Origin of the sequence: Frankia nepalensis (assembly GCF_016786325.1) — a bacterium.
Classification (GTDB): Bacteria; Actinomycetota; Actinomycetes; order Frankiales; family Frankiaceae; genus Pseudofrankia; species Pseudofrankia nepalensis.
This window is the reverse complement of the sequence record NZ_JADWYU010000357.1, coordinates 1-1,452: the sequence shown is the minus strand read 5'-3', so window position 1 is coordinate 1,452 and position 1,452 is coordinate 1. Positions and strand designations below refer to the sequence as shown.

Here is a 1,452-nt window from a genome sequence, read left to right as displayed (position 1 = left end):
CAATGCCGTTGCGTTAGGTGGTTGCGGGTGGGCACGCCCTCTGAGGGTGGTGGCGATGGCCGGGAGCGTGCCGGAGTTGTCCGGGTTGGGTGTGTTGACCTGGATGTATCCGCCGGGTCTGGTGGATCGGGTGGTGGCCGCGTGTGGCCGGACCGAGCAGCGGACCCGACTGCTGCCTGCGCGGTTGACGGTGTACTTCGTCCTGGCGTTGGCGTTGTTCTCACCGGCTCCGTATCTGGAGGTGCTGCGGCAGCTGACCGAGGGGCTGCGCGGGATGGGCCTGTGGGGTAGCTGGCGCCTGCCGGTGAAGTCGTCGCTGTTTCGGGCTCGGGACCGGCTGGGTTCCCAGCCGTTGCGGATGTTGTTCGCGGCCACCGCCGGGCCGGTGGGCCCGGTGGGTATGCCGGGGGTGTTCTGGCGAGGGCTGCGGCTGATGGCGGTGGATGGCACCTGCTGGGACGTCGCCGACACGGCGGTGAACGAGGCGGCGTTCGGCCGTCCGGGAACGACGCGGGGGCAGGGTCGGGCGGCGTTCCCGCAGGTGCGGATGGTCGCGCTGGCCGAGTCCGGCACGCACGCGCTGTGCGACGCCGAGATCGCCGGCTGCCGGGTAGGCGAGACCGTCCTGGCCGGGCGGCTGACCCGCTCGGTGGCGCCGGGGATGCTGGTCCTGGCCGATCGGGAGTTTCTCGGTGTCCCGCTGTGGCAGGCCTTCACCGCGACCGGCGCGCACCTGTTGTGGCGGGTGCCGGCCAACCGGATTCTGGAGGTCGAACAGGTGCTGGCGGACGGGTCGTGGCTCAGCCGGATGTACGCGGCCGGGGACCGGCCGGGCCGGCGCCGGCCGACGCGGGTCCGGGTGCTGGCCTACCACCTCGACGATCCTGGACGCCCCGGCAGGCAGGAGGGGTACCGGCTGGTCACCGACCTGCTCGACTCGACGGCCTACCCGGCGGCGGAGCTGGCGGTGCTCTACACCCAGCGATGGGAGGAAGAAACCACCCTCGCCGAGATCAAGAGGTACCAGCGAGGCGCCGGTGTGGTGCTGGCCAGCAAGACTCCCGAGGGGGTCCGCCAGCAGGTCTGGGCCCACCTGCTGGTCCACCGTGCCCTGCGGGCCCTGATGTGCCAGACCGCTCGGAGCGCCGGGGTGGACTGCGACCGGCTGTCGTTCACCGACACCCTGCGGGCCGTCCGGCGCAGCGTCACCGCCGCGGCCGGCGTCTTTTCCCCCTGAGTACCTGGTCGCGGCCCTGGTACGACTACGCGACGATCTTCTCGCTCACCCCCTGCCTCGGCGGCGGCTACGCAGTCAGCCCCGGGCGGTCAAACGCAAGATGTCGAACTTCGGGCTCAAGCGAGCCGAACACCGCCACTGGCCTCAACCCACCAGAGCACCGCAGGAGGCGGCGGTCATCCACCCGCCGCCAGACCCATAACGCAACGGCATTG

1 protein-coding gene is annotated in these 1,452 nt (G+C 71.4%); it reads left to right on the top strand.

The genetic code is table 11. The features are described from left to right. The first annotated feature begins 55 nt into the window (after positions 1 to 55). A complete protein-coding gene (locus tag I6A81_RS41180) occupies positions 56 to 1,237 on the top strand; it encodes an IS4 family transposase (RefSeq protein WP_203008507.1) in 1,182 nt (393 codons plus the stop codon). The last annotated feature ends 215 nt before the right edge of the window (positions 1,238 to 1,452 follow it).